The following is a 25,883-nucleotide window of genomic DNA, read 5'->3' on the forward strand; positions in this document are numbered from 1 at the left end:
GTAACACCGGCGGTGGCGGCGATGCCGGCGGCGTCGGCCCCGCCCATGAGATCGCACTGAGGGGGTAGGAACCGATCATCCCAGGCGGGCGAGGGGAGTGTCATGGACCGGTTCTTCCAGCTGTCGGAGCGGGGGTCGACGGTCGGCCGCGAGGTCAGAGGCGGGATCACCACCTTCATGGCCATGGCCTACATCATCCTGCTCAACCCGATCATCCTGGGCGGGGCCACCGACGTCACCGGCGCGAAGCTGTCGATCCCGCAGCTGACCACGGCGACCGTTCTCGCGGCCGCGGTGAGCACGCTGCTGATGGGGGTGGTCGGCAACGCGCCGTTCGGCCTCGCGGCGGGGCTGGGGCTCAACGCGGTGGTCGCCTACCAGGCCGCGCCGCACATGACCTGGGCGCAGGCGATGGGACTGGTCGTGCTGGAGGGCCTGGTGATCGTGGTGCTGGCGGTCTCCGGGCTGCGCCGGCTCATCATGAACTCCATCCCGCTCGCCCTGAAACACGCGATCAGCGTGGGCATCGGGATGTTCATCGCGCTGATCGGGCTGGTCGACGCCGGGTTCGTCGCCAAGGGGACGGGGACTCCGGTGCAGCTGGGCCAGACCGGGCACCTGACGGGCTGGCCGGTCGCGCTGTTCTGCTTCGGCCTGCTGCTGGTGATCGTGCTCTACGTGCGCAGGACCCTGGGCGCGATCCTGATCGGCATCGTGGTGACCGCCGCCCTGGCGATCCTGGTCAACTCGATCGCCGTGATCGACCCGGCGAGCTGGGGCGTGGTGGTGCCCCGGGTGCCCGAGGGGGTGATCGCGGCGCCGGACTTCGGACTGGTCGGCCAGGTGGACCTGTTCGGCGGTTTCTCCCGCGCCGGGGTGGTGACCGCCACGGTCGTGCTGTTCACGCTGGTGCTGTCGGGGTTCTTCGACGCGATGGGCACGATCATCGGGGTGAGCGACGAGGCCGGCCTGGTGGACGCCGAGGGCCGGGTGCCCCGGCTGGGGGCCATCCTGACCGTCGACGGCGTGGCCGGGGCGGTCGGCGGCCTCTCCAGCGCCTCGGCCAACACGGTGTTCGTCGAGTCGGCCGCCGGGGTCGGCGAGGGCGCGAGAACCGGCCTGGCGGCCCTGGTGACCGGCGCCCTGTTCGTGCTGAGCCTGTTCTTCACCCCGCTCGCCTCGGTCGTCCCCGCCGCCGCCGCGGCCCCCGCGCTGATCCTGGTGGGCGCGCTGATGATGACCCAGGCCAGGAACATCCCCTGGGAGGACGTGACGCTGGCCATCCCGGCGTTCCTCACGATCGCCCTGATGCCCTTCACCTACAGCATCACCAACGGCGTCGGCGCGGGCGTGATCTCCTACACGGTCGTCCAGGCGGCGGTCGGCCGGGTCCGGCGGATCCCGTGGCTGCTGTGGATCGTCACCGCGGTCTTCACGGCCTACTTCGCGATCGAGGCCGTCCAGAGCCTGTTCCGCTGAGCCCCGGCCGCCGGGGCACTACAGGTCGTCGGAGTCGCAGGCCACGCCGTCCTTGTCCTTGTCGACGTACCACCTGTACTCCTCGTGGCTCTCCCTGAAGTACGGCCCGCCGTACCCCGCCTTGATCGCCGCCTCGCAGCTCGGGTAGCGGGGGTCGGTCCGGTGTTCGGCGGCCCCGGTGGGGGCGGAGGACGAGGTGATCGCGGCCTGGGCGCCGGTGGGAACCGGGTTGGGGGACGGGTTGGTCGCCGGGGCGAACGTGGGCGTGGTCTGCTGGAACTGGGGGGTCGTCGGAGTCACGGTGCCCGCCGGGTTCCCGGGGGTGCCGACGACTCCCGGCGTCCCGGTGTCCCCGGGGAGCGCGCTGCCTCCCGGGGTCGCGACGCCGCCCGGGGTTCCGACCCCCGTGGGGGCGCCGGTGCCCGGTGTGGCTCCCGTGCCCAGCAACCGGGCGACCATGGCGTCCGCCTGTTCCTTGGTGAAGGAGCCCGCGATGCTCAGGCTGTCCTCGGTGATCACCTGGGCGACCCGCGGGGCCGCGACCACCTTGTCCTCCACGACGATGGCGATCTGCTGGGTGACCGTCTCCTGGGTCAGGTCGTTGATCTGGTCGCGGAACGCGGGCGCGAACGCGATCCGCACCGAGTAGGCGCCGCCCCGCTCCTGGATCGCCTCGATCCTCCGCACGGCGTCCACGCTGACCCCGGCGGCGAGCGTGTAGCAGACCTGCCCCAGGTCGTCGGGCCTTGAGTCCGGATCGGCGCACGGCGCGGGCTGCGTGCTCGTCACCGGCGCGAAGTGGATGGGGACGGAGAGGCGCCGGGGAGGGGTGGCGCCGAGCGGCATGTCGGGGTTGCGGGTCATGAGCACCGCGAGGGTGCCGAGCACCCCGGCGGTCAGCACGACGACGACCAGGGCCGCGATCAGGGTGATCGTGGTGCCCCTGCTCGCCCGGAGGGGCTCCGGCGCGGGGCCCCGCTGCCCGGGAGGACCGTCGTGACGTCCGGCGCCGCCCGGCCCCCGGGGGGCGCCGTGGGGTCCCGTCCGGGGATCCGGCGGCCGCGGACGACCGCTGTCACGGCCTGGTGGAGGTCCCTGCGGCACCGGTGGGTCACCCGGTCCGCCCGGACCCGCGCCCATCCCCATCGTCATGTCCCCGTATCCTCGCGTCGGCTCGCGACGAGCCTACCGATCACTCAAAGGACCCGGTAACCGGACAGTCAAGTCAGCTCGCTGAAAGATGACAACCGGCATCAACTGACAGCCTGTTATCAAGCGCAACCGACTCCTTTCATCTTGCGCGTAGTGCCCTCTTTCCGGGGAACGCAAAGTGAAGATGACACAGGTGCACATATCTGGAGGAGCCGTGAAGATCGCAGTTCCCCGCGAGGTCAAGAACCACGAGTACCGCGTGGCCCTCACCCCAGCCGGAGCCCAGGAGTTCGTCCGGCACGGTCATCAGGTGTTCATCGAGAAGGACGCGGGAGTGGGATCCTCGATCCCCGATTCCGACTTCGAGGGCGTGGGCGCCACCATCCTCGATTCCGCCGACGACGTGTGGGCCGAGGGCGACCTGGTCCTGAAGGTCAAGGAACCGGTCTCCGAGGAGTACCACCGGATGCGCAAGGGGCAGGTGCTCTTCACCTATCTGCACCTGGCCGCGTCCGAGGCGTGTACCCGCGCCATGCTCGAGTCCGGCGTCACGGGCATCGCCTACGAGACCGTACAGAACGCGAACGGCTCCCTGCCGCTGCTCGCCCCGATGTCCGAGGTCGCCGGACGACTCGCCCCGCAGGTGGGGGCCTACCACCTGATGCGGCCGGAGGGCGGGCGCGGGGTGCTCATGGGCGGGGTCTCGGGCGTGCACGCGGCCAACGTGGTCGTGATCGGCGCCGGGGTCTCGGGCATGAACGCCGCGGTCATCGCGCTGGGCATGCAGGCCGAGGTCATCCTGCTGGACAAGAACATCGACAGGCTCCGCCAGGCCGACATGATCTACCAGGGGCACTGCCAGACGGTCGCGTCGAACAGCTACGAGGTCGAGCGCGCGGTCCTCAGCGCCGACCTGGTCATCGGCGCCGTCCTGGTGCCGGGGGCGAAGGCCCCCACGCTGGTCAGCAACGAACTGGTCTCGCGGATGAGGCCGGGCTCGGTCCTGGTGGACATCTCCATCGACCAGGGCGGCTGCTTCGAGGACTCCCGGCCGACCACGCACGCCGACCCGACCTACCGGGTGCACGACTCGATCTTCTACTGCGTGGCCAACATGCCGGGCGCCGTCCCGCACACCTCGACCTACGCGCTGACCAACGTCACCCTGCCCTACGCCCTGTCGATCGCCGACCTGGGCTGGCGCGAGGCGCTGCGCGCCGACCCCGTGCTGGCCCCCGGCCTGAACACGCACGAGGGGCACCTGACCAACCGGCCCGTCGCCGAGGCTCACGGACTCGAGGCGATCTCCCTGGGACAGGCGCTGTCCTGACCCGCGGTCTCCGGAGCCCTCAAGGCTCCGGGGCCCCTGACGGGGGTACGGCTCCCGCGACGCGGAAGCCGTACCGTGGACCGCCGAGACGCCTCCGTATCAGTCGAGACGCCTCCGTATCAGGAGCACGGCAGCAGGAGGACCGCGTCAGGAGGACGGCTTCGCGCTCGGCGACCCGGTCATCCCGGCGGGCTGGGACGCGCCCGGGCTCGGGGAGGCCGTCGGGATCGGGGCCTCGGCGGTCGTGCTGTTCACGCCGCCGCTGCAGGACGCGCCGAACTCGGGGGTCTCGGTGCTGTTGTTCCTGTACTTGGCGACGTACTTGGGCAGCCGCGGATCGTTGGCGCTGTCCAGCTTGAGCTGCTTGTTCCAGGAACTGGCCACGACCTTGGCGGGCAGCCCGGGGTAGGGGCTCAGGAGCATGTACTCCTTGGCGGCCAGTTCCTTGAGCGTGGCCACCTGGTCCTTGGGCAGGTCAGGCTGGTAGGTGATCCACACGGCGCCGTGCTCCATCGAGTGGACGGCGTTCTCGTTGTTGATCGGCTGGTCGTAGATGCCGCAGTTCTGCCAGGCCGGGTTGTGCTCCCCGCCCACCGGCGGGTTCTCCTTGTAGCTCACCTTGGTCTGGACGTGCTGGCTGCCGGGGTACTTGGCGCTCACGACACCGTCCAGCGAGGTCGCCGCCCGCTGGTTGACGAGGTAGAAGCCGACCAACCCGACGAGCAGAACCACGACGACACCGCCGCCGCCCCACATCAGGAACGCCGCCCGGCGTTCCTTGCGCTTCTGCTCCGCACGCACCCGGGCGAGATTCTCTCGCCTCGCCTGCGTCTTTTCCTTCGACATCGACCCTCCAGCCGGCAACCAACTCCGGGTCAGACTATGCCCTAACGGGGTGTGTGGAGAATAAAGGAATCACAATGCGTGATACAGCGACGATTCGCCACAGTGGGTACTCTGGGCAAGCGATGGAAACCCCCGCTGAAAACACCCAGGCCCCCGGGCGCCGTACGGCGCTCACCGTACTGCTGGCCTGCCTGGCCGCGGCGGCCGTGCTGCTGCTGACCCTCGGAAGGACGTCGGCGCCGACCGACGCCTCGGCGGAGGCCGGGTTCGCCCGCGACATGTCGGTTCACCACGCCCAGGCCGTCGAGATGTCCTTCGTCATCAGGGACGGCAGCAAGGACGAGGCGGTCCGGCGGCTCGCCTACGACATCATCGTCACCCAGACCGCCCAGCGCGGGATGTTCAGCGGATGGTTGCAGCAGTGGGGGCTCGAACAGTCGACCGAGCGTCCGGCGATGGCGTGGATGGCCGGTCACGGCCACGGCGTAACGGCGGCCGCGTCCGGCACGATGCCCGGTATGGCCAGCGACGAAGAGCTCAAGAGGCTCGGCGAGGCCACGGGCAGGGACCAAGAGATCCTCTTCCTCCAGCTCATGATCCGCCACCACGAGGGCGGCGTCCAGATGAGCCAGGGGCTGCTGAAACTGTCGGACCGCGATGAGGTGACCACCATGGCGCGGCACATCGTCGATGGTCAGACAGGAGAGATCAAGCTGATGACCGACATGCTGGCGCAGCGCGGTGCCAAGCCGCTGCCCTCCATCCTGTAACAGCTTTTAGACTTTCATAACTCGACTTTGACGACCTTTTGATGATTCACCCTTTAACGGCGTCCGCCGCGACGGCGTCGGCGCGTCCCCGCGCCGCCGGTCCCAGGGCTGGGGCGGCATGGAGCCGATCTGGCTGGAGGAGATAAAACAGAATGGTGAACGACGAACCGGAGAACCGCCTGGAGGTGAGCATCTCCGCCGAGGTCGAAGCCGGGCAGTACGCCAACTTCGCGTCGGTGTGGCACACCCAGGATGGCTTCGTCCTGGACTTCGCAGTGATCACCAGACCGCCCCAGCTCGCCAACGACCCCTCGTCGGGCCAGCACTTCGTCAGCGTGCCGACGAGAATCGTCAGCCGGATCCGCATCCCGCCGAGCCAGGTGTTCGAGCTCATGAAGGCCCTCGAACAGCAGCTCACCGCCTACGAGAACGAGACGGGCCAGAAATCCTGACCCGCCCCGTTCCCCCCTGACGGCCCGTCAGGCGTTCAGAGCACGCCGATGGCCCTGCGTGCCGAATCCATCAGTTCCACCGTGCGCCCCGAGGCCCGGACCGCCCCGGCCTCAAGGACCCTCTCCAGCTCGGCGGGGTCGGCCGACAACTCGGCGTGGCGTTCCTGGATGGGACGCAGCGTCTCCACCACGGCCTCGGCGGTCTCGCGCTTGAGCGCGCCGTAGGTCTGGTGGCCGAGCGACCCGATCGGCCGCCCCGAGCAGACCGCGAGCAGGGTGAGCAGGTTGGAGACGCCGGGCTTGTCCTCGGGGTCGTAGCGGACCTCGGTGCCGGAGTCGGTGACCGCGCGCATGACCTTCCGGCGAACCTCGGCGGGCGGGTCGAGCAGATAGATCGTTCCAGCGGCCGAGCCGTCGGACTTGCCCATCTTGGATTCGGGCGTGGTCAGGTCCATGATCTTGGCTGCGTTCTGCGGATGGACGGCCTCCGGCACGACGAAGACCTCGCCGTAGAGGCGGTTGAACCTCTGCGCCAGGTCCCTGGTCAGCTCGACGTGCTGGCGCTGGTCGTCCCCGACGGGCACGAGGTCCGCCCGGTGCAGCAGGATGTCGGCGGCCATCAGGGCCGGGTAGGTGAGCAGCGACAGGCGCACCTCCTCCTGGTTCGCCGACTTCTCCTTGAACTGGATCATCCGCCGCATCTCGCCGAAGTAGGCGGTGCTCTCCAGCAGGTAGGCCAGCTCGGTGTGCGCGGGCACCCGGGACTGGACGTAGAGCAGCGACCGGTCCAGGCCGCAGGCGAGCAACAGGGTCGCCGCCTCCCGGGTGCGGGCGCGCAGCCGTTCGGGATCGTGTTTGACGGTCAGGGCGTGCAGGTCGGCGACCGCGTAGACGCAGTCGGCCTCGTCCTGGAGCCGTACGGCGGGCATGATCGCGCCGAGCAGGTTGCCGAGTGTCAGATGCCCGGTCGGCTTGAACCCCGAAAAGACACGCTTGGTCATGGCCGCTCCTCGCTGGAAGGGACCGCCGCGCACCGGGGGTGTACACAACGAGAAACGGCCGCCGGGTCGGGCGGCCGTCCGGTCAAGCGGTCAGGGTCGGCCGACGGGGCCGCCGAGGGCGGCCCACCACAGACCCGGACTGCACATGTTCACATATGTGAGCGTATCTCCTCCGCCACCGCGGCGGCAAAGACATCCACATCGGCCTCCGTCGTGTCGAAGGCGGTCATCCACCGCACCTCGCCGACGGCCTCGTTCCAGGTGTAGAAGCGGAACCGCTTCTGCAGGCGCTCGGTCACCTCCGCGGGCAGCCGCGCGAAGACCGCGTTCGCCTCCACCGGCCGCGGCACCTCGACCCCGGGGATCTCCCGTACGGCGTCGGCCAGCCTGCGGGCCATGGCGTTGGCGTTGCGGGCGTTGCGCAACCACAGGTCACCGGCGAGCAGCGCCTCGAACTGCACCGAGACGAACCTCATCTTGGAGGCGAGCTGCATGGAGGTCTTGCGCAGGTAGCGCAGGCCGCGGACGGCGTCGGGGTTGAGCACCACGACCGCCTCGCCGAACATCAGCCCGGCCTTGGTGCCGCCGAAGGACAGCACGTCGACCCCCGCGTCCGTGGTGAACGCGCGCAGCGGCACGTCCAGCGCGGCGGCGGCGTTGGTGGCGCGGGCGCCGTCGAGGTGGACGAGCATGCCCAGCCGGTGGGCGTGGTCGCAGATCGCCCCGATCTCCTCCGGCGTGTAGAGCGTGCCCAGCTCGGTGCTCTGCGTGATCGAGACGACCCTGGGCTGGGCGCGGTGCTCGTCGCCGAAGCCCCACGCCTGCGTGTCGACCAGCTCGGGGGTGAGCTTGCCGTCCGGGGTGGCGACGGTGAGCAGCTTGATCCCTGCGGACCGTTCGGGGGCGCCGCCCTCGTCGGTGTGGATGTGCGCCGACTCCGCGCAGACGACCGCCTCCCAGGGCGCGGTCATCGCGCGGAGCGCGACCACGTTGGCGCCGGTGCCGTTGAACATCGGCCAGGCCTCGGCCGCCGGGCCGAAGTGCCTTCTGAAGACCTCCTGCAGCGCCTCGGTGTAGACGTCGTCGCCGTAGGCGGTCTGGTGTCCCTCGTTGGCCAGGGCGATCGCCTGGAGGATCTCCGGGTGGACCCCGGCGTAGTTGTCGCTGGCGAAACCCTTGACCAGCGGGTCGTGCCTGCGAATCGCGTCCGTCACTTCTTCCCCTCAGCGGGACGGCCGGCGCTCGGTGCCGGGCCGTCTCCGTCGTACTCGTTCACCGCGCCCGCGGGCGGGATCGTCCCACCCGCGGGCGCGGTCGTCTCAGTCGCGGACCAGGACGATCCTGTCGCCGTTCACGTCGGTCTCCCACAGGGCGTCGATCGCCTCGGCGAGGTCGTCGACGTCGGTGAACCCCGGGAAGCTCCGCTCCGGGTTCGCATCCCGCATGGCCTGGTTCACCAGGGCCTTGACGACCAGGATGTTCGCCGTGGAGCCGGTGCCCTCCAGCGCGTCGGCGAAGGCCAGGGTCCAGGCCTCCGCGGCGGCCTTGGCGGTGCCGTAGGCCGCGTTGCCCTGGGTCGGGCGCTCTGCGGCCGTGGCGGAGACGATGGCGAAGCGGCCGCGCTCGCTCGCCTTGAGCAGCGGCTCGAAGGCGAGCGTGACGTGCTGCAGGGTGCGGATCAGCAGGTCGTGCAGCAGATCCCAGTCCTCGAGCCTGGTCTCGGCGAAGGTCTTCGACCCGCGCCAGCCGCCCACCAGGTGCGCGATGCCGTCCACCCTGCCGTGCTCGGCCTCGATGTCGGCCGCGAGCCGTTTGACGGCGTCGAAGTCGAGCAGGTCGACCGGGAGGGTCCCGTCCGCGCCGGACCTGTCGACGCCGATGACGGTGTGCCCCTTGTCTGCGAAGCGGCGTACGACGGCCTGGCCTGCGGGACCGGCCGCGCCGGCAACAAGGATGATCATGCTCGGATCCCCTTCGTGGACTCGACGACATCGCCGAGCTTACGGCGCAGGGCCTCGTAGAACATGCTCAGGGGGAACTCGTCGGACAGCACCGCGTCCACCACCGCCTTGGGGAACCCCTCGACCGGCAGCGCCTCGACGCCGCGGTTCCAGACGGAGGCGGGGTGCGGCTCCACGTAGGCGGCGACGAGCTCGTGGGCGGCCAGCCAGTGGGCGAGCTTGGAACGGTCGATCCCGTCGCGGTAGAGCTTCTCCACCTCGCCGCGCAGGTCGGCGACGCCGTCGGCGAGCCTGGCCCAGTCGACGCTCAGCCGGTTGTCCGTCCAGCGGACGATGTCGTTGCGGTGCAGGTAGGCGAAGAGCAGCTGCCCGCCGAGGCCGTCGTAGTTGCGGACCCGGTCACCGGTGATCGGGAAGCGGAACAGGCGGTCGAACAGGATCGCGATCTGGACGTAGCGGGCGTGCGGGACGCCCTCCCGCTCCAGCTTCACGGCCTCGCCGAACGCGGTCAGGTCGCAGCGGAGCTCCTCCAGGGAGTACAGCCAGTACGGCATGCGCTGCTTGATCATGAACGGGTCGAACGGCAGGTCGCCGTGGCTGTGGGTGCGGTCGTGGATCAGATCCCAGAGCACGAAGGTGTCCTGGGCCAGCTCCTGCGACTCGATCAGCCGGGCCGCGTCCGGCGGCAGCGCCAGCTTGAGCGTGGCCGCGGCGGCCCCGCTGACCGCCCTGAAGCGCGCGGCCTCGCGGTCGCAGAAGATGCCGCCCCAGGTGAAGCTCGCCGGGGTCTCGCGCACCGCGACGGTCTCGGGGAACAGCACCGCGGAGTTGGTGTCGTAACCGGAGGTGAAGTCCTCGAAGGCGATCGGCACGAAGAGCGGGTTGTCGTAGCGCTCCCGCTCCAGTTCCGCCAGCCACTCGGGCCAGACCGTGCGGATCCACACGGCCTCGATGTAGCGGAAGGTGGTGCCGTTCTGGGTGTACATCGGGAAGACGACCAGGTGCTCGAGGCCGTCGACCCGCTGGGTGTCGGGGTGGAAGGCGTTGAGGGAGTCGAGGAAGTCGGGGACGCCCAGGCCCTGCTCGACCCACTTGCGGAAGTCTGCGACCACCGCGGCGAGGTAGGCCTCGTCGTGGGGGAAGCGGGGGGCGAGCCGTACGACGTGGTCGACGATCTCGGCGATCAGCTCGACCGCCCGGTCACGGTCGCCCTCGACGGAGCCGTCCTTGGCCTGCAGCGGCCTGAGCGCCTCCACGGCGTCCTTGAGGCCCCGGAAGGCCTCGCGGGCCCCGGACTCCCCGGCGGCCGCGGCCTGGACGGGGACGCGTGCGGCCCAGGTGACCAGGTTGCCCCAGAGCGCGGCGTGGTCGTAGTCGCCGATCGAGTCGTCGCCGAACAGGTCGGAGTCGGCGACGACCACGACCCTGCCCTCGCCGTGCCGTACGGCCAGCGCCAGCGGCGCGCCCGCCGGATCGGCGGTCGGGGACGTCCGGAACAGCACGGTCGCGTGCTCGGGACCGGTGAGGACGCCCGCCCGGTAGAAGCACGCCCGGCGGGCCCCGGCCAGCGGGTCCTCCCCCGCGCTCTCGCCGGGGACGCCCAGGATCCAGGAGGCCACGCCGTTGTGGGAGTTCCTGGGGTCCTGCACGGTGGTGTGCCCGACGCCGACGCCGAAGCGGTCGAGCAGCTCGGCCAGGTTGCTGCCGTACTTCTCCTGCTCGCACTCGGCGAGCACGACCAGCCCGCCGCCTGCGGCGACGTACTCCTCGATCGCGTCGAGCTCCTCGACGGGCAGGACGGGGCTGCCCAGGCCCGTGGTCCGCTCCCAGCGGTCGGCGGAGGGGTGCGCGATGACGAAGACGTCCTGCGCGGCGAGGAGGGCCGGGGTGATCGGCCCCTCGGTGTGCGCGGCCACGGTGTGCCCGAGGCGGCGCAGCAGGTCCGCGGCGCGGACGTAGCCGTTGTCGTCGGGATGGCCCGGATTCATCGTTTCGGCCACGTCCCTGCGGATGGTCCATGACTCACTGTGTGCCTCGTCGAAGAGCACCCGTGGGAACGCTCGCACGATAAATCCTCCCTCAGATGTGACCTAATGACGGAAAATATACACAAACCACCGGAATATTGACACATCCCTTACGTCAGGACTCATCTGGAGCAACCCGGACCGGACTCCCCACACAGGGCCATGTCGATCACGCTGTGCGATCACGCCGCGCGGACCGGTGTCCGAAACAAGGCGTGGATCGGCCCTCGGGTCAGACGAAGGCTCCGGCCGCGACCACCGGGACCAGGGCCAGGACGGTCCAGGCGAAGGAGCGGCGCACGCGGTCCGCGGGCAGCCTCCCGGCGAACCTGCCCGCGACGAGGGAGGTGAGCAGCGCGCCGGCGGCGAAGGTCAGCGTGATCCCGTAGTCCAGGTCGGCGCCCCCCGCGTGCCCGGCGAACCCGGCGATCGAGTTGATCAGGATGACGACCAGCGAGGTCGCCACGGCCTCCGTCGCGGGCAGGCCGAGCAGCAGCGTGAGCGCCGGAACGACGGCGAAGCCACCGCCGACGCCGAACACACCGGTCAGCAGCCCGACACCGGCCCCGGCCGCCAGGGCACGCGGCAGGCAGTGGCGGTGGTCGATCCGCCCCGTCGTGGTCCGGCACGCTCCACCGCCGGTCTCCCCGCCCCGGATCATGCGTACCGCCACGACGGCCATGACGACCGCGAAACCGGGCAGTAGCAGCCGGTCGGGAAGCCCGCGGCCGAGCGCCGCCCCGGCGAGGGCCGCGGGCACGCCGCCCGCGGCGAACACGGCGGCGACCGGCCAGCGCACCTGCCCGCCGCCGACGCGGGGAACCAGCGCCCCCGCGCTGGAGATCGCGACCACCACCAGCGAGGTCGGGATGGCCACGGCCATCGGCTGGCCGGCGCCGTACACCAGGACCGGAACGGCCAGCACCGAACCGCCCGCGCCGAGAAGCCCGAGGGTGAGGCCGACGACCACCCCGCCGAGAAGTGTCAGTGCCAGGCTCATCGCGGACAGGCCCGGCCCGGTGCGCCCGCCCCGCCGGAGCCGCGGTTGTACGGCAGGCGGGCCAGGAGCATGCCCATCATGCAGTTGTCGCTGAGCCCGGCGTAGGTCAGTCCCGCGCCGACGAACCCGGTCAGCAGCAGCGCCCAGGGCAGCCAGAGGCTCGCCACGACGGAGACCAGGACCAGCAGCCCGGCCGCCAGCCGGACCTGCCGCTCCAGGCTCCAGCGCCGCCTGCCCCGGACGACCGGGGCGGCCGAGGCGATCCAGGAGTTCATCCCGCCGTCCAGGACGGCCGCCCGCCGCAGTCCCGCGGAGGTCAGCTTCGCCTGGGCGGTACGGGCCCGGCCGCCCGACTGGCAGACGATCACGATCGCGACGGACGCGTCCTCGGCGAGCAGGGACATGCGTTCGTCGAGCCGGTCCAGCGGGAGGTTGACCGCGCCGTCGATGTGCGCGGTCTCGAACTCGGCGGGGGTGCGCACGTCCAGCAGCAGCACGCCGGGGTCGGTGGCGGCCAGGGCGCGGGCGGAGGTGACGTCGATGGTGGACGAGAGGATCAAGGAAGTTCTCCGTTTCGATGGTGTGCGCGGAACCGGCTTCGGCGGTGCGCGCGGAGCCGACCGGCACCGGTCAGCCGGTCGGCTACTCGGTCGGCCGGTTGCCCGGTCGGCCGGTTGCTCGGTCGGCCGGTTGGTCAGGGGACCGGGAGGGCGGCGGCCACGTCGTGTGCTCCGGCGCCGGTCAGCACCACGGGCAGATAACCCTCGCGGGCCAGGATCGTCGCGGCGATCGAGGCGCGACGGCCCGAGCCGCAGACGACCAGCACCGGGCGGTCGCGGTCGAGCTCGGCGGGGATCCCCTCGGTGACCAGGTCGGGCAGGAAACGCTCGACCGCGCCGGGCAACGGCCGGGCGCGCCGCTCGGCGGGCATCCGGACGTCGAGCACCTGGGCGCCGGGCAGCCGGGCCAGGAAACCGTCCAGGTCGAGCACCTCGAACCGGGCGGTCCCGGCGTCCCCGAGGTCGCGGACGACGCCCCGGACGTCGTCCAGGCCGATTCTGGCGAGCTGCGTGACCGCCTCGGCCACGTCCTGTCCCGGCTGGGCGACCAGCGCGATCGGCTCGCCGTACGGCAGCAGCCAGCCCGCCCAGCTGCCGAAGTCGTCCCCGAGCTCGATGCCGGTCGAACCGGGCAGGAACCCGGCGGCCTGCTCCCGCCCGGGCCTGATGTCGACCACGTGGACGCCGTCGCCCGGCTCCTCCGGACCGATCTCGGGCAGGTCGTTCTCCGGCTGCGCGGGAACGCCGAGGAGGTTGGCCGGGCCCATGTGGGCGTAGAAGGCGGGGATCGGCATCGGGTCGGCCAGCAGTTCGTCGGCGAACGCCTCGACGCCCGGAAGGGCGAGCAGCGGGTTGGACACCAGCTCGTCGCCGATCGTCGAGGTGTAGCGGCCCGCGCCGCTGACCCCGCAGAACGAGCCCTCGCCGTGGGTCGGGTAGAGGCCGACGTCGCGGGGCAGGCCCGCCAGGCGGTGCAGCGAGCCGTACTGGAGTCTGGCCAGCGTCCGGGCGCGCTTGGGGCCGAGCAGGTCGGGACGGCCTGCGGAGGTGACGAGCAGGCTGCCGCCGGAGAAGACGGCGAGCGGCTCTCCGTCGACCAGGACCAGGTAGCTGGTGTGCTCGGGGGTGTGGCCCGGGGTGTGGATCGGGCGGATGGTCAGGCCGTCCGTGCCGGGGATGTCCTCCAGGTGGAAGGCGGGCGTGTGCGGGTAGGCGGCGGCGGAGGCGGCGGGCAGCACCAGTTCGGCACCGGTGCGCAGCGCGGCCTGCTCTGCGCCGGACACGTAGTCGTTGTGCAGGTGGGTCTCCAGCACGAACCGCAGCTCGACGTCCCGCTCCGCGGCGGCGTCCAGGAAACGGCCGACGTCGCGCTGAGGGTCGACGAGCACGCCCTTGCCCTCGTGGGTGAGCAGGTAGGTCTGGTCTCCCAGGCCGGGGGTCCGGAAGGGGATGATCTCCACGACTTCACTCCTCTCTCAAGTACCCCGGGGGGTATACAGCGAATACAAAATACCCCGGGGGGTATATTCGGGACACGGATGACCCGTTCCGGAGAACGGGCACCGCTCAGATCAGTTTCAGATCGGGGACGGTTCAGATCGGGGACGGTTAGGTCGGGGGCGGCTCAGGCCAGGGCGAGGAAGAGCTTCTCCAGCTCGTCGAGCTCCATCGGGGGCTCCTCACCCCGCTGCTGGGCGGCCTGGCAGTGACGCAGCCCGGTGGCCACCAGCTTGAACCCCGCCCGGTCGAGCGCCTTGGAGACCGCCGCCAGCTGGGTGAGCACCTTGACACAGTCCTCTCCCGCCTCGATCATCGCGATCACCCCGGCGAGCTGGCCGTTGGCCCTGCGGAGCCTGGCGAGGGCGTCGCCCGCCAGTGTCTGGTCCATCTGCATGCGCCTGTCTCCCTTCAGATGTCCTCACCATACCCTCGGGGGTACTCCGAAGACGCCTTCACCATACCCCAGGGGGTACCTGAACTGGCAAGTCGCTCTTGCCGGCCACTTCTGAGCCGTCCTGTCCGGTCGAGTTCCTCCCCGGCACACGCGATCCGGGCGCGTACGGCGAGGACGCCGCGGATCCAGGCGCGTACGGCGAGGACGTCGCGGATCCGCCCGCCCTCCCCCACGGGATCTCCACGATCCCGGAACCGGCGTGTTCCCACCCGGCCCCACCCATTCCCACCTGTTCCCACCCGCGGGGACAGCCGACCGTTTGGTGAGGTTCGCGAGCATGGAAACGGCTCGCGTCATAGCCTGATCGCATGGACGTCGCGAACCTGGCGGTCGCCGTGATCAGCGCCGTCGCGGGCGTCGCCGGTGCCTATTTCGCCTGGATCCCCGTGCGCAGGCTGCTTTCGGACAGGCGCGCCCCCCGCCCGCAGGTCTCCCCCACGCCACCCCTCCCCGCACCGGCCTCCCCTACGCCCGTCTCCCCTACGCCCACCTCCCCCACCTCCGTCTCCCGCCCACCGGCCTCCGGCACGCCGTCTCCCGGAGACGGGGCCTCCGGAGACGACCCGGCGGCGACGGCCTACGACGTGTTCGTCTCCTACTCCCACGACGACGCCGATCTGGTCACGGAGCTGGCGGGACGGCTGGAACGCCGGGGCGTCCGGGTCGCCTACGACAGGGTGCTCGTCCGTCCCGGCTCGATCGTTCTCCACGAGATCGAGCGGGCGATCCGCGACTCGGCGCACGGGCTGCTCGTCTTCAGCCCCGCCTCGATGGCCAGCGGCCCGGTGATGAACGAGTACTACGCGCTGCTGCGGAAGTCGGTGTACGGCGGACGGCTGCTCATCCCCGTCCTCGCCGCGGACGTCCGGGACGAGGAGTTGCCGGAGTTCGTGAGGATCCGTTTCTGCAGCGACCTGCGCGGCGCCTCGGACACGGTCTTCGACCGGCGGGTGGAGGAGATCGCGGAGGCCGTCAGGAGAGCGGCGTCACCGTGACGTCACAGCCGCTTCAGCGGCCCGTGCTTCTCCAGCCAGCTGCGGTAGGCGGGAGCGCGCTGTGACTCCGTCCAGTAGGTGGCGGTGAGGGCGCGGACCAGGTTGTCGGCGTGCGCGGTGATCGGGCCGGGAGCGGTCCATCCGATGAGGTGACGGAAACGCAGCGGGGAGTCGACCAGCGGACGGATGGCGATGCCCTCGCGGGCCGGCGCCGTCGCCTGGAACAGGCTGACGCAGCGGCCCTCGGCGACCAGGTCGACCCCGACCTCCAGGTTGACCCCGTAGGCCACGCGCGGGGTGAAGCCGTGCCTGGCGCAGGTGCTCCAGAAGTACTCGCGCGGCCCCGACTCCAGCGGGGCGGGCAGGGCCCAGTCCTCCTCCGCGAGATCGCGTAACTCGATCTCCTCCCGCTGGGCCAGCGGGTGGTTCGACGGCAGTCCGACGAAGAGCGGCTCGACCGCGATGGCGGTGTACACCGCGCCCGGCGGCGGGGAGAGCCTGTGGTCCGGATAGTCGTCGAGGGTCGCCAGCTCGATCCGCTCGGACTCCAGCAGGCGCGGCAGCGTGTCGATCGTCTGCTCGGTGAGCAGCCTGATCTCCGCACCGGGGAGCAACTGGCGGAGAGTCCTGGCCAGATAGATCCTCAGCCGGGTGGGGGCGCAGCCCACGCGTATCGGCGGGAGCTCTCCCGGCGGGGGCGCGTAGCGTTTGGCGGTCCGTTCCAGCTCGTCGACGGCGGAGACCAGGGAGCGGGAGCGGATCAGCAGCCACGCGCCCAGCTTGGTCGGGCGGGCACCGTCCGGGCCGCGGTCGAAGAGCGGATCGCCGAACATCTGCTCGATGCGGCGCAGCTGAGCGGTGAGCGCGGGCTGGGACATCTTCAACGTCGTAGCCGCCCGGGAGATGCTCCCGCTGTCCGCGATCGCGCACAGCACCCTCAGATGACGAACCTGGAGATCCACGTAACGAGGGTAAAAGCAAAGAAGCTTTCCAGTAAGGCCTAATCGCCAAAGCATGCGGGACGCGTCTCGCAACGTGCCACCTTTGTCGGGTATACGCCATTAAATCCCTAACGAAGACGGACGGCGCTTCCCGCCCTTCCTCGGGCACCGCCTCTCCGTGGGGCCGTACGGCGAGCGGCGGACCGCCCTCCGGGCCGATGCGGGCGAACACGGACGCCCCAAGCGACAGAGGGTTTCGGTCGCGCCTTTCCCTGGACGCCCTTTCCCATCACACACCCGGCCCAGGAGCCCCCTGGATATTCACCCCGACATGCCGGGGCAGCCACCCGATTTGGCGACTCTCCGTTTGAGCCCGAACGAAGAGTTCGGGAATGATTGGAGAGACATGTCACCCAATAGCGGCGCTCCCGAATATCGACGAGCGGAGAGGCGCGGACGATTCCCCGCGCCGCGCACCCGGCGGGCCGCGCCCCTGGCCGCGGCGACGCTCGCGCTGGGCGGTACGGGGATCGCGCCGGGAAGCGCGGCCGCGACACCAGCGCCTCGGCCACCGCCTCCTCGGCCGCGTCCTCGGCCGGCCCGAAACCGCCGATGAACCGGGGCAGCGTGACGACGAGCCGCGCCGGCTCGATCCGCCAGACGGTCTCGGCATCGGCCGTACCCGTCAGACCTGGCCGTTGCCCCCGCGCCCGGCCCGGTCCTTGATGATCACTTGTCGACCTGCGGGACCTCGTCGCTCCCGGGCACCCGCCGGACCTCGATCTTGGACCCGGGGGCCGCCGGGACCCGCTTGGCCCACTCGACCGCCTCCTGTTTCGAGGCGACGTCGAGCAGGAAGAAGCCCCCGAACAGTTCCTTGGTCTCGCCGTACGGCCCGTCCGTGACCACCGGGACCTCGCCGCTGAAGTCGACCACGACGCCCTGGCCCGGATCGTCCAGCCCTTCCGCCGCGAGGAGAACGCCGGCCTTGACCGTCTCCTCGATGAACCGGTGGGTCGTGGCCATCATCTCGTCGATGTCGGCCATCATGGCCGCGTTCGACTCGTCGGTGCCCCGCATGATCAGCAGGTACTTCGGCATCGCGTTCTCCTCATCCGGCGGGGCCGCCTCTCGGCCCTCGCACCCATACGTCGAACGAGCGGCCCGCGGATCGACACGGCCCCGGAGAAATCTCTCACCGCGACGCAGCCGAGGTGGGGGGAGTTCGGGGTATGAGGTTCCGACCCGCGCCTTGCCCCTTTTTCGGCTTACTTGGTCTGCCCCCGTCTACAGTCGAAACCCCGGCTTCCACGACACCTTCGTCAGCGCAGGTCAGACGGCACTCCGCCGAAAATCTCCTCATTGCCACCGGGACTCCTTTCCGGCTTTCCGGCGTTTCCCGCAGCGTCTTTCCCGCAGATGTGACCGGATTCCGTCACGCGTGGTTTCCCGCTCCCGGTCACCGTACGGTTCTCCGGTGAACGGTCACCGTACGGTTCCCCCGTGGGCGATCACCGGGAGGGAAGGTCGGAGCGGGGCACGACGAGGCCGCTCTCGTAGGCGAAGACGATCGCCTGGGCGCGGTCTCGCAGATCGAGTTTGGCCAGGATGCGGCCGATGTGCGTCTTGACGGTCTGCTCGGCGACGACGAGGGCCGCGGCGATCTCGGTGTTGGACAGGCCGCGGGCGACGTGGAGAAGCACCTCGGACTCTCGCTCGGTCAGCGACTGCACCCGGGGGGCGGCGCCGGGCAGCGCGGGCCTGCACCGGGCGATCTCCTCGATGAGGCGCCGGGTCACCGAGGGGGCGAGCAGGGCGTCCCCGGCCGCCACCACCCGCACCGCCGAGACCAGGTCCGCGGGCGGCGCCTCCTTCAGCAGGAACCCGCCGGCACCCGCGCGCAGCGCCTCGTACACGTAGTCGTCCAGGTCGAAGGTGGTGAGCATCAGCACACGCGGCCTGTACTCCCCGCCGGGCGGCGCCAGGAGCAGCCGGGCCGCCCGCAGGCCGTCCATCCCGGGCATACGGACGTCCATGAGGACGACGTCGGGCCGCAGCCGCCTCGTCTCGGCCACCGCCCGCTCGCCGTCGGCCGCGTCACCGACGACCTCGATGTCCTGTTCGGCGGCCAGCAGGGCGCCGAAGCCCGCCCGGACCATCGCGTGGTCGTCGGCGATGAGCACCCGGATCGTCACGCGTCCTCCTCCTCGTGCTCTGCCCGCACCAGGGGCAGCGTCAGCTCGACCCGGAACCCGCCCCGTGGCGTCGGCCCGGTCAGCAGGACGCCGCCCACCGTGGCGGCCCGTTCCCGCATCCCGGCCAGTCCGTGACCGGTGCCCGCGGGCTCGGCGAGCGCGTGCCCCACGCCCGCGGGCGGCGCGTTCTCCACCACGACCCGCAACCCGGTCCCGTTCCCGGTGACCGCCACGGCCGTGGCGGCGCCCGGCGCGTGCCGGATCACGTTGCTGAGCGCCTCCTGCACGATCCGGTAGACCGGTAGCTCGATCCCCGGCTGCACGTGCGCGGGCAGGCCCGTCACCGTCAGCTCGACGGGGGTTCCGGCCCGCCTGGCGCTCTCCACCAGCGCGCCCACCTGGTCGAGGCCCGGCAGCGGGGCGCGCTGCGGCATCGCGTCGTCGCTGCGCAGCACGCCCAGCAGGCGCCGCATCTCGGCCAGTGACTGCCGGGCCGCCGCCCCGATGGAGTCGAACTCTCGCTCGACGTCGGCGGGCACCACGCCGAGCCTGCGCGCCGCGCTGGAGGCCTGTACGGCGATCACCGACATGTGGTGCGCCACCACGTCGTGCATCTCCCTGGCGATTCTGGTCCGTTCCTCCAGCAGCTCGCGCCGGGCCCGCTCGGCCGCGCCGACCTGTTCCTGCTCGGCGACACGCGCCTGGGCCAGGCGGCGCCAGCGCAGGTTGTCGCCGACGATCAGCGGCACCGGCACGACGGCCGCCACGAGCTGCAGCACCACGGCCGGGTTCGTGGACGACACGGGCACCACGGACACGTCCACCAGGGCGCCGAGGAGGGACAGTGCCCAGACGGCCGCCAGCATCCATCGCGGCCGGTGCTGCGCCAGCACGAACAGCACGATCAGATAGGCGACCACGGGCATCGGAAGCCACGGCCACGGGTTGTTCGCCGACGGCGGCGAGACCAGCGGTGGCGTGACCAGCATCCCGATGTAGATCATCAGCCAGGCGGTCACCGGCCGGTGCCCGCAGATCGTCACCGGAGCCGCGCAGGCCGCTGCGAGCAGCACCGTCAGCTCGACCGGAGCGTCGTAGACGGTGGCGAGCATCCCCACGTTCATCGCGAACATGAAGCAGGCGATCACCCAGGGCGCGACGGCCCGTACCCTCGCGAACCGGAGCGTGGGCAGGACCGCGGTTCCGGCCGGGGCGAAGGCACGCGACATGCGATCACAGTAGCCCTTGACCTCCGCGAAGAACTCCGTCCCGCAGCCGACCTCAGGCCTCCCACCTGGGTATGACATGCGGGCCGGGTGGCTCGAAGGTATGACGGGCCTGGACGGCACCGTGGTGTGACGTGCCCCGCCGGGGTCGCCGCCTAGCGTCGGACCCCGTGAACGACAACAGGAACCCCGTGAACGACGACGGGAACACGGAGCGCGGAAGAAGGACGTCCCGGCGGCTGGCCGCCGTACTGGCCGCGCTGGGCATCGCCGTAGCGGGACAGGTCGCGGCACCGGCCGCCGACGCCGCCTCGGCGGGGCGGGAGCCGCTGGGCGGGATCTGGCGGGCCGACGGTTACGGCACGATCTTCAGCATCGGCCAGGGACGGCTCACCACCTTCGACACGACGGCGATCAGCTGCCTGCAGGGAGTGCTTTCGGCGAAACAGACGGCGGGGACGCGCGACTCGGCGTCCTTCACGGCGCAGGAAGGCGGCCGACGGATCACCGTCCAGACACGGGGGCCCGGCCGGGCGCGGCTACGGTATCCGGGAAGCGTCGGCGCCATCGAGCTGCGGAGGCTGCCCGGCCTGCCCGGGGCCTGTTCCACTCCCACGCCCGGTGATCCGGTGAAGGTGTTCGACGTCTTCTGGACGACCTTCGCCGAAAACTATCCGTTCTTCGCCACCAAGGGCGTCGACTGGCGAGCCGTCCGGGACCGGTACCGATCCAAGATCGGTTCGAGCACCGGGGACGAGGAGCTGTTCGCCGTGCTGCACGACATCCTCAAGGAACTCGGCGACGCGCACACCGCCCTCCTCGCGGGCGACAGGCAGTTCGCCAGGCCGTTGCGTCCGGGCACCAGGCAGCTGGACGGAATACCGGCCTTCATGGCCTTCAACAAACGGGTCCAGGAGTTCGTCGAGAGGAACGACACCCACAAGCCCCTGAAACAGTGGGGACGGGGCGTGATCGGGTACGCCGACCTCCCGGACGGGCTGGGCTACCTGCGACTGGGCGCGTTCGACGGCTACGCCGACGGTGGCTTCGAGCCCAATGCGGCCGAGCTGGACCGGGCGCTCGACGAGATCTTCACCTCGTCCCGCACCTCGGGTCCCGACCGGCTGCGCGGCCTCATCCTCGACATCCGGATCAACCTGGGCGGCTACGACGCGCTCGGCCTGCGGCTCGCCTCCAGGCTCACCGGCAGGCCGTACCCGGCCTACGCCAAGCAGGCCCGCAACACCCCGGACGACCCGCCCGGGTTCACCCGCCCCCTGCCGGTGCCGGTACGGCCGGCGACCGCGCCGGTGTACACAGGCCCCGTCGCCATGCTCACCAGCAGCCTGACCATCAGCGCGGGCGAGACCTTCACCCAGGCCATGATGGGACGGACGCCCCGGCCTGAGCGGATCGGGGAGAACACCCAGGGAGCCTTCTCCGACTTCCTGTGGCGGAAGCTGCCCAACGGGTGGAGCTTCGCGCTGCCCAACGAGCGTTTCCTGACCCGGGACGGGACCTCCTTCGACGTGACCGGTATCCCGCCGCACCTGTCCGTTCCCGGCGTTCTCAGCGACGAGGAACTGAACGGCGACCATGACGCCGCCTTCGCCAAGGCCCTCTCCTATCTGGCGAACCAGCGGCGACGGTAGTCGTGGAGTCACCTCCACGCCTGGGAACGGGGCGGCCGTGAGATGCGGTACCGGCGGTCACGGTTGTGCGGACACTTCGGGGGCGGGAAGTCTTCGCCGCTGATGGGGCGGACACGGTCGGCGGTCTCCTCCCGAACGTGTCCCGGCCCCGCCCTTTCAGTCTTCGCCGCGATAGACGCGCAACTCACGACGCGCCCGGTGACGGTCGCGACGGCGTTCTTCCCGGAGGAAGTGGTGTCGCTCCAGGAAGCAGCCTCTGCTGCGGTGCCCGAACCAGTAACCGGCGGGGACGCCCCAGTGACAGCCGTCCATGCGGCGGTTCGAAGGTTCGCTGTCGGCGGTGATCTCGTCCGGCAGCGTGCACACCCCGAACCGGTGGTCATGCACGGGCAGGCAGGTCACCATCGGCGCGTCGGCCATCTGCACCCACCAGGGCCGGGTCTTGTCGGTCTTGCTCATACGGTCACCTTTCGGCTCCGCGACGCCCCGGGCTGGGGCCGTCACAAGACCGGATGCACCGCGATCACCTCCGACTTCACGCACGACATATCCGACACATCAGGGCCGAAAACGACATCACCCTTCAGACAAACCGATTCCGACGCTACCCCCAGCCGCAGGAGCGCGCGTCGCACACAACTACCTCGCGGCCGACGACACGTGTCCTGTCCCACTGGACTTGAGGTACGGACAACCAGGCGCCGATCCGTTGTCATCTCCGAGATGACAGCCCTCCCCGGACATGATCCCGCTGCCGACGAGGTGAGCTCACGACCGGAGCCAACCATGCCGAGAACAGCGGAAGTGTCCGAGGCGGGCACTGATGATCTCCGAGATACGGGAGACGGCCTAGACCAAATCGTCGGTGCGTACCCAGCGGGTGAAGGCCGCCCACTCACCGGCCGTGAACACCAACGCCGGACCCGACCGATCCTTACTGTCCCGAACCCCCACCCGACCACCGGACAGCTGAGCGACTTCTACGCAGTTGCCACCATTGCCCCCGGAGAAGGAGGACTTCACCCACACCGCCTCGCTCAGTTCCCGATCCATCGACACCTCATCCCTCAGATCAGTGCCAGCGATGCCTACTGAGAAGCACCTCGGCTCGAATCACCGCTTATTCGATGGTCTAGATCGAGTCGTCGGTGCGTACCCAGCGGGTGAAGGCCGCCCACTCACCGGCGGTGAACACCAACGCCGGACCCGACCGATCCTTACTGTCCCGAACTCCGACCCGCCCCCCGGACAGCCGAGCGACCTCCACACATTCGCCGCCATTGGCTCCGGAGAACGGGGACTTCACCCACACGGCCTCGTTTAGTTCCCGGTCCATCGACCCCTCATCTCTTCGATCAGCTCAAGTGATGCACTTTGCGGAAGAGCTTCAGCCCTAATCGCCTCATAATCGGTCACGATGTTGGCCACGTCTCCAGGCCGGTCGGAAACCTGGCCTTGACCGGCCGACTCCACGTAGACCGTGTTGATCAACCCTTTGGTCTGCGCGATGAAAAACCCTCCCAGAAGACCCGTCGTGCTCGCAGCCTTGAAAGGAAGAACCTGGATCGTGACACAGGGGCGCTGGGCCACTTCTAGAAGGTAATCGAGCTGAGCCGCCATGATCGACCTGCTACCGATAAGGCGCCCCAAAACGCCCTCATCCAGGATCGTCCACAGCATAGGAGGATCATCTCTCTCCAGAATCCGCTGGCGCTCTAGCCTCGCAGCCACGTTTTTCTCAATCCACTCCATCGAAGCCCGAGGGGCGCCATTGAGGATTGATCGAGCGTAATCCGCCGTCTGGAGCAGACCTGGCACGACGAGCGGCTGCCAGGTACGAAGGGTGTCGGCCTCTTGCTCGATCTCTACCCACGGCCGGAACCAGGCCGGGAGCTGGGCGGAGACGTTGTCCATCATCTCCTTGATCCGGATGAGCGCCCCCTCCACCCCGAGGGCCTTGTCGCATCTCCTGACGAAGTCGTCGGTCGGCCGCCTGCGCCCGGTTTCGGCCATGGAGATGGTTCCCAGGGCGAAGCCGGTACGCCTGGCCAGCGCCCCCTGGCTGAGACCGGCCTCCTGGCGGTAGCGGCGCAGCTCGTAACCGAAGAAGGCGATCGGCGACGTGGTGGGGTCGAGTTCCTTGGCGTGGGGCATGGGGGGGCACCTCGGTTTCACAGGGCGGTTTCACAGGAACCGCTGAACAAAGCCGTGTTCGTTCGACTACTCACTGTATCCGAGCAATGCGATGCTGCACAGGCATATCGAAAACTCAACGGCCTGGGGCAGGTGAACGTGGATCGTGTGGTCGATTTCTGGCGGAAGGACATGGACGGCGGATCGGAGATTCTCGGTGAGGCTTATCTGAAACTCGACCCGGCGTCGGCCGCGAAAGCGCGCTCCCACATACGCGTTTGGCTGGGATCCGATCATCCGGAATACGAGAATGCCAGGCTGGCAACCTCCGAATTGGTGACCAACGCGGTTCTGCACGCTTTCCTGAGGGGACCCGACGCCCTGATACTGCTCACACTCACCCGGCGGGCGGGACTTCTCTACGTGGAGGTCACGGATCCGGGCGGCGGCTTCTGGGACCCGTACGCACTCCCGGCCATGCCCGACGACGAGGAGGGCGGTCGCGGCCTGGCCATTGTGGGAGAGGTCTCCCGGGGACGATGGGGAGTCCGCGACCGCGGCAGGCGGGGCCGTACCGTGTGGTGCGCCCTCGGCGGCGACCCGGATCCGGCGGAGCGACCATGAGAGTGATCGTGACTGTCACCCGCGAGGGGGGCAGGATCCGTACCCCGGGGCAGGAGGGCGTGCTGTTCGGCTTCGACGCCTGGGAGGCGTTCCTCCACCGGGCCAAGAAAGGCCGGTTCGACCTGCCTCCACCATCGAAAGTCCCCGAGCGAAAGACGCCCGGTCTGGCGACCGGAACCGCTCACCGGGTCACGCGCCGCCGATCGGCGCCGACCGGGTCCATGCCACCACTCGCCGCACCGGCGCCCTGGAATGCCCCCAGCACAGGGCGGAAGCGAGCACAGCGCGGAAACGAACGTAGCGCGGAAGCGAAGTAGCGCGGAACGAGCACGGCACGGAAGCGAGCACGGCACGGAAGCGAACGTAGCGGAGCGAGCACAGCGCGGAGCGAGCACAGCGGAGAAGCAGGGCGGCCACCCGCCACACCGACGACACGATCCGCCGTATCAGTGGCGCGACCCGCCGTACTGACGACGCGACTCACCGCACCAACGCGCCGGCCCCTTCCCACCTCCTGTTGACACTCTCTCCGTCATCGCCTCATTATGAACAAGCATTCATGAACGATCGTTCATAACGATGCGCCGTGACCGTACGGAACTCCGAGGCGGCGAGGCCGCTCCGGCACCCGAAGACCGTTCGCAGGGAGAACACGATGCACACCGTCGTCAACACCGAGCAGGCCGAGGCGTGGAACGGCTACGAGGGCAACCACTGGGCCGACCATCAGGACCGCTACGACATGGTCAACAACGCGTTCAACGCCCCGCTGCTCGACGCGGCGGCCGTCGGCGAGCGGGACCGGGTGCTGGACGTCGGCTGCGGCAACGGGCAGGTGACCCGGCTGGCCGCCAGGCGGGCGCGACTCGGTCACGCCTTCGGGATCGACCTGTCCGCGCCCATGCTCCGGCGTGCGCGTGCCAGCGCGGCCGAGGAGGGGCTCACCAATGTGACCTTCGAACGTGGAGACGCCCAGATCTATCCCTTCCCCGGCGGCGACCCCGACGATCTCCCGGACGGCTCCTCCGGAGACCTCTCCGGCTCCGGGGGCTTCGACGTGGCCGTCAGCCGGTTCGGGATCATGTTCTTCTCCGACCCCGTCGCCGCCTTCGCCAACATCGGCCGCGCGCTGCGCCCCGGCGGGCGCCTGGCCATGCTGTCCATGCGGAGCCTTCACGGCCACGACTTGGCCCCCGTCTTCACCGCCATGGCTCGGCACCTCCCGGCGAGACCGGCATCGACCGAACCCGGCCGCCCGGGGCCCGAGTCGCTGGCCGACCCCGCCCGCATCCACGAGGTGCTCACCGGCGCGGGCTTCGAGAACGTCGCCTCGACGGCCGTCGACGCGCCCCAGGTGTGGGGCAAGAACACCGAGGAGGCGGCGGCGTTCCTGGGCGCCTGGGGACCCGTCCGGTTCATGCTCGGCCAGGTCGACGAGGCCGCCGCCGCCCGAGCCCTCGACGCGCTCACCGAGGCGATGCGGCCGTTCGAGGAGGCGGACGCCGTACGGCTGCGCGGCGCCGCCTGGCTGATCACCGCGACCCGCTCCTGACCTCCCGCGCCCACCAGGGCGGTCGCTCGGCCG

25 protein-coding genes and 1 pseudogene are annotated in these 25,883 nt (G+C 70.2%); 8 read left to right on the plus strand and 18 right to left on the minus strand.

The window, feature by feature from the left end; all coding sequences use genetic code 11:
* The first annotated feature begins 102 nt into the window (after positions 1 to 102).
* Positions 103 to 1,479 (plus strand): NCS2 family permease, encoded by a 1,377-nt coding sequence (locus AB0N02_RS22890; RefSeq protein ID WP_363949879.1) that lies wholly within the window; start codon positions 103 to 105, stop codon positions 1,477 to 1,479.
* Positions 1,480 to 1,497: 18 nt separating this feature from the next.
* Here AB0N02_RS22890 and AB0N02_RS22895 read toward each other — a convergent pair whose 3' ends face one another.
* Positions 1,498 to 2,631 carry an excalibur calcium-binding domain-containing protein gene (locus AB0N02_RS22895; protein ID WP_363949882.1) on the minus strand — a complete coding sequence of 378 codons (1,134 nt, stop codon included), beginning with the start codon at positions 2,629 to 2,631 and terminating at the stop codon, positions 1,498 to 1,500.
* A gap of 214 nt (positions 2,632 to 2,845) precedes the next feature.
* Between AB0N02_RS22895 and ald the strand changes: the two genes are divergently transcribed.
* Entirely contained in the window at positions 2,846 to 3,961 is a 1,116-nt protein-coding gene (ald, locus tag AB0N02_RS22900; protein WP_363949885.1) for an alanine dehydrogenase, read from the plus strand.
* A gap of 147 nt (positions 3,962 to 4,108) precedes the next feature.
* On the opposite strand, the gene AB0N02_RS22905 is transcribed toward ald, so the two are convergent.
* Entirely contained in the window at positions 4,109 to 4,807 is a 699-nt protein-coding gene (locus tag AB0N02_RS22905) for a DUF3105 domain-containing protein (RefSeq protein ID WP_363949888.1), read from the minus strand.
* 122 nt (positions 4,808 to 4,929) lie between these two features.
* Between AB0N02_RS22905 and AB0N02_RS22910 the strand changes: the two genes are divergently transcribed.
* Both AB0N02_RS22910 and AB0N02_RS22915 read left to right on the plus strand, forming a co-directional pair.
* Positions 4,930 to 5,577 carry a DUF305 domain-containing protein gene (locus tag AB0N02_RS22910; protein WP_363949891.1) on the plus strand — a complete coding sequence of 216 codons (648 nt, stop codon included), beginning with the start codon at positions 4,930 to 4,932 and terminating at the stop codon, positions 5,575 to 5,577.
* Positions 5,578 to 5,729: 152 nt separating this feature from the next.
* Positions 5,730 to 6,029: a DUF3467 domain-containing protein gene (locus AB0N02_RS22915; protein ID WP_363949894.1), complete on the plus strand. Its 300-nt coding sequence runs from the start codon at positions 5,730 to 5,732 to the stop codon at positions 6,027 to 6,029.
* Between the two features lie 35 nt (positions 6,030 to 6,064).
* Here AB0N02_RS22915 and trpS read toward each other — a convergent pair whose 3' ends face one another.
* From trpS to AB0N02_RS22955, 8 genes are all read right to left on the minus strand, one after another.
* Complete coding sequence (gene trpS, locus AB0N02_RS22920) at positions 6,065 to 7,030, minus strand: tryptophan--tRNA ligase (RefSeq protein ID WP_363949897.1); 966 nt, start codon at positions 7,028 to 7,030, stop codon at positions 6,065 to 6,067.
* Positions 7,031 to 7,179: 149 nt separating this feature from the next.
* Positions 7,180 to 8,244 (minus strand): low specificity L-threonine aldolase, encoded by a 1,065-nt coding sequence (locus tag AB0N02_RS22925; protein ID WP_363949900.1) that lies wholly within the window; start codon positions 8,242 to 8,244, stop codon positions 7,180 to 7,182.
* 105 nt (positions 8,245 to 8,349) lie between these two features.
* Positions 8,350 to 8,991 (minus strand): SDR family NAD(P)-dependent oxidoreductase, encoded by a 642-nt coding sequence (locus tag AB0N02_RS22930; RefSeq protein WP_363949903.1) that lies wholly within the window; start codon positions 8,989 to 8,991, stop codon positions 8,350 to 8,352.
* Positions 8,988 to 11,057, minus strand: a complete 2,070-nt coding sequence (locus AB0N02_RS22935; protein ID WP_363949905.1) for a DUF6421 family protein — start codon at positions 11,055 to 11,057, stop codon at positions 8,988 to 8,990. Before AB0N02_RS22935 ends, AB0N02_RS22930 begins: the two co-directional genes overlap by 4 nt.
* A gap of 193 nt (positions 11,058 to 11,250) precedes the next feature.
* The gene (locus AB0N02_RS22940) at positions 11,251 to 12,018 is read right to left on the minus strand and encodes a sulfite exporter TauE/SafE family protein (RefSeq protein WP_363949908.1); all 768 of its coding nucleotides are present in this window, start codon (positions 12,016 to 12,018) and stop codon (positions 11,251 to 11,253) included.
* Complete coding sequence (locus AB0N02_RS22945) at positions 12,015 to 12,578, minus strand: rhodanese-like domain-containing protein (RefSeq protein ID WP_363949911.1); 564 nt, start codon at positions 12,576 to 12,578, stop codon at positions 12,015 to 12,017. The genes AB0N02_RS22940 and AB0N02_RS22945 overlap by 4 nt, the downstream gene beginning before the upstream one ends.
* 134 nt (positions 12,579 to 12,712) lie before the next feature.
* Positions 12,713 to 14,038: an MBL fold metallo-hydrolase gene (locus tag AB0N02_RS22950; protein ID WP_363949914.1), complete on the minus strand. Its 1,326-nt coding sequence runs from the start codon at positions 14,036 to 14,038 to the stop codon at positions 12,713 to 12,715.
* A gap of 164 nt (positions 14,039 to 14,202) precedes the next feature.
* The gene (locus tag AB0N02_RS22955) at positions 14,203 to 14,472 is read right to left on the minus strand and encodes a metal-sensitive transcriptional regulator (RefSeq protein ID WP_363949916.1); all 270 of its coding nucleotides are present in this window, start codon (positions 14,470 to 14,472) and stop codon (positions 14,203 to 14,205) included.
* A gap of 368 nt (positions 14,473 to 14,840) precedes the next feature.
* On the opposite strand from AB0N02_RS22955, the gene AB0N02_RS22960 reads away from it, so the two are divergent.
* The gene (locus tag AB0N02_RS22960; RefSeq protein WP_363949918.1) at positions 14,841 to 15,527 is read left to right on the plus strand and encodes a TIR domain-containing protein; all 687 of its coding nucleotides are present in this window, start codon (positions 14,841 to 14,843) and stop codon (positions 15,525 to 15,527) included.
* A 2-nt stretch (positions 15,528 to 15,529) separates the two neighbouring features.
* On the opposite strand, the gene AB0N02_RS22965 is transcribed toward AB0N02_RS22960, so the two are convergent.
* The 4 genes and pseudogenes from AB0N02_RS22965 to AB0N02_RS22980 all read right to left on the minus strand — a co-directional run bounded on the left by AB0N02_RS22965 (position 15,530) and on the right by AB0N02_RS22980 (position 19,892).
* Positions 15,530 to 16,489 (minus strand): LysR family transcriptional regulator, encoded by a 960-nt coding sequence (locus tag AB0N02_RS22965; RefSeq protein WP_363949921.1) that lies wholly within the window; start codon positions 16,487 to 16,489, stop codon positions 15,530 to 15,532.
* Positions 16,490 to 17,153: 664 nt separating this feature from the next.
* A pseudogene (locus AB0N02_RS22970) lies at positions 17,154 to 17,569 on the minus strand (YciI family protein).
* A 410-nt stretch (positions 17,570 to 17,979) separates the two neighbouring features.
* Complete coding sequence (locus AB0N02_RS22975; protein WP_363949923.1) at positions 17,980 to 18,663, minus strand: response regulator transcription factor; 684 nt, start codon at positions 18,661 to 18,663, stop codon at positions 17,980 to 17,982.
* A complete protein-coding gene (locus tag AB0N02_RS22980; RefSeq protein ID WP_363949926.1) occupies positions 18,660 to 19,892 on the minus strand; it encodes a sensor histidine kinase in 1,233 nt (410 codons plus the stop codon). The genes AB0N02_RS22975 and AB0N02_RS22980 overlap by 4 nt, the downstream gene beginning before the upstream one ends.
* A 167-nt stretch (positions 19,893 to 20,059) precedes the next feature.
* Here AB0N02_RS22980 and AB0N02_RS22985 point away from each other — a divergent pair, with 167 nt between their 5' ends.
* Positions 20,060 to 21,541, plus strand: coding sequence for a S41 family peptidase (locus tag AB0N02_RS22985; RefSeq protein WP_363949929.1), 1,482 nt, complete (start codon positions 20,060 to 20,062; stop codon positions 21,539 to 21,541).
* 156 nt (positions 21,542 to 21,697) lie between these two features.
* On the opposite strand, the gene AB0N02_RS22990 is transcribed toward AB0N02_RS22985, so the two are convergent.
* The 4 genes from AB0N02_RS22990 to AB0N02_RS23005 form a co-directional block, all read right to left on the minus strand.
* Positions 21,698 to 22,000 carry a hypothetical protein gene (locus AB0N02_RS22990; RefSeq protein ID WP_363949931.1) on the minus strand — a complete coding sequence of 101 codons (303 nt, stop codon included), beginning with the start codon at positions 21,998 to 22,000 and terminating at the stop codon, positions 21,698 to 21,700.
* 390 nt (positions 22,001 to 22,390) lie between these two features.
* Positions 22,391 to 22,594 carry a DUF397 domain-containing protein gene (locus AB0N02_RS22995; protein WP_363949933.1) on the minus strand — a complete coding sequence of 68 codons (204 nt, stop codon included), beginning with the start codon at positions 22,592 to 22,594 and terminating at the stop codon, positions 22,391 to 22,393.
* Between the two features lie 79 nt (positions 22,595 to 22,673).
* Positions 22,674 to 22,877, minus strand: coding sequence for a DUF397 domain-containing protein (locus AB0N02_RS23000; protein ID WP_363949936.1), 204 nt, complete (start codon positions 22,875 to 22,877; stop codon positions 22,674 to 22,676).
* Positions 22,862 to 23,695 carry a helix-turn-helix transcriptional regulator gene (locus AB0N02_RS23005; protein WP_363949939.1) on the minus strand — a complete coding sequence of 278 codons (834 nt, stop codon included), beginning with the start codon at positions 23,693 to 23,695 and terminating at the stop codon, positions 22,862 to 22,864. The genes AB0N02_RS23000 and AB0N02_RS23005 overlap by 16 nt, the downstream gene beginning before the upstream one ends.
* 147 nt (positions 23,696 to 23,842) lie before the next feature.
* Here AB0N02_RS23005 and AB0N02_RS23010 point away from each other — a divergent pair, with 147 nt between their 5' ends.
* Both AB0N02_RS23010 and AB0N02_RS23015 read left to right on the plus strand, forming a co-directional pair.
* Positions 23,843 to 24,298, plus strand: a complete 456-nt coding sequence (locus AB0N02_RS23010) for an ATP-binding protein (RefSeq protein WP_363949942.1) — start codon at positions 23,843 to 23,845, stop codon at positions 24,296 to 24,298.
* 586 nt (positions 24,299 to 24,884) lie between these two features.
* Positions 24,885 to 25,850, plus strand: coding sequence for a class I SAM-dependent methyltransferase (locus AB0N02_RS23015; protein WP_363949945.1), 966 nt, complete (start codon positions 24,885 to 24,887; stop codon positions 25,848 to 25,850).
* Positions 25,851 to 25,883: the final 33 nt, after the last annotated feature.

Source organism: Streptosporangium sp. NPDC051022 (assembly GCF_040683035.1).
Classification (GTDB): domain Bacteria; phylum Actinomycetota; class Actinomycetes; order Streptosporangiales; family Streptosporangiaceae; genus Streptosporangium.